Genomic DNA, 1,564 nt, shown 5'->3' on the forward strand with positions numbered 1-1,564 from the left:
AAATATGGATGCTTGTGAATTATCAGATATTATGGCGCATATTGGGCCTGAAATGCTTTATCAGAGTATGATCAGTCTTGATAATGGCACAATAATTCCTGTTCCCCAAAATGACACAGAAGCCACTTATGCTCCGAAATTAAGTAAAGAAGACGGAAAAATTAACTGGAGTGAGAGTGCTGAAACTATTCATAATAAAGTAAGAGGCATGAAACCCTGGCCTTCAACTTGTACTAGTTTTAAGGAAGTAGTGATAAAAATTATTGAAACCCAATTTGATAAAGAAAATAAAGAAAAAGTTAATCCTGAGGATTTTGGTAAAATAATTGGTATAATTAATAGTGGGATAGGAGTTATTACTGGAAATGGAACAGTAATAATTAGAAAACTCCAACCGGCAGGAAAAAAAGCAATAGATGCTGCTTGCTGGTACAATGGAGCAAGAATCCAAAAAGGTGATAAGTTTGAACAACTTTAAGTCATCAATAACCCTGAATTTTCTTTGAAAACAAAGAAAAGAATCTCAAGAAATAACTAGAAATTAATGAAGATTTAGGAGGTATATAAAAAAATGTTTTACGATCCAGGTTATATGCTTGTGGCAATAGTAGGTATGGCACTTGTTTTTATTCCGCAAATGCTTGTTAAAGGAACCTTTTCGAAGTTTTCAAAAGTTCTTGCGCAAAAAGGTTTAACCGGTGAGCAGGTTGCTAAAAATATTTTAAGCGATGCCGGGGTTCATGATGTCAGTGTTGAACCTACCAAGGGCACTTTAAGTGATCATTATGATCCTACAAAAAAAGTTATCAGATTGTCTGAAGAAATATATTATGGCAATTCAGTTGCAGCTCTTGGTGTAGCGGCTCACGAAGTTGGGCATGCCATTCAGGACAATCGTGGTTATCTTCCTATGAAATTAAGAGCAGGAATTTTCCCAGCTGTTCAAACAGGTCAAATGCTTGGGCCAATACTTCTTATGGCAGGTCTTGGTTTAAGGTATTTCATGGGAATGGGCGGATTCACTGATTTAATTGCTATAACAGGAATAGTTCTTTATGGAGCTGTTGTAGCATTTCACTTTATAACTCTTCCTGTAGAGCTAAATGCAAGTCATAGAGCAATGCAAGCTCTTGCTGGCGGTGGATACCTTGTTCAAAACGAAATAGGTGGAGCAAAAAAAGTTCTATCAGCAGCAGCTATGACCTATATTGCAGTAGCATTGTATGCTTTAATTGAATTGCTTTACTGGGTATGGGTTTTATTTGGAAGAAACAGAGACTAAGGACAGCGGAAAAAATCATTGAAGATTTTGATGAAAAATCTTTAATGATTTTTGAAGTCTGCTTCTTAGCGATTAACAAATCATAATTTTCTTGTAAAAAAGCTCGCTTAAGCGAGCTTTTTAGTTTTTGTAAGGTATAACAAGGTGCTTACCTAAAAAATGTTAAAATGTACTAACAATAAAGTACGTCATTGCGAGGTGCTTCGCACTGTCTTAAGCCATCAATCTTTCCAATAATACGCACTATCACCGCAAAGTAACAAAGTCACTTTTTTAAGTCAT

At 35.5% G+C, this 1,564-nt stretch carries 1 protein-coding gene and 1 pseudogene (1 of these 2 running past the window's edge); both read left to right on the forward strand.

What is annotated here, in order from left to right; all coding sequences use genetic code 11:
- Nucleotides 1–478, forward strand: a pseudogene (locus tag A2255_07300) (methionyl-tRNA formyltransferase) (it extends 476 nt beyond the left edge of the window).
- Nucleotides 479–571: 93 nt separating this feature from the next.
- A complete protein-coding gene (locus tag A2255_07305; GenBank protein ID OGI17546.1) occupies nucleotides 572–1,282 on the forward strand; it encodes a hypothetical protein in 711 nt (236 codons plus the stop codon).
- Nucleotides 1,283–1,564 lie beyond the last annotated feature (282 nt).

Source organism: Candidatus Melainabacteria bacterium RIFOXYA2_FULL_32_9 (assembly GCA_001784615.1).
GTDB lineage: Bacteria > Cyanobacteriota > Vampirovibrionia > Gastranaerophilales > UBA9579 > UBA9579.

Coding starts and splice junctions, on each gene's coding strand:
- A2255_07305 (OGI17546.1), top strand. CDS start 572: ATGTTTTACGATCCAGGTTATATGCTTGTGGCAATAGTAGGTATGGCA.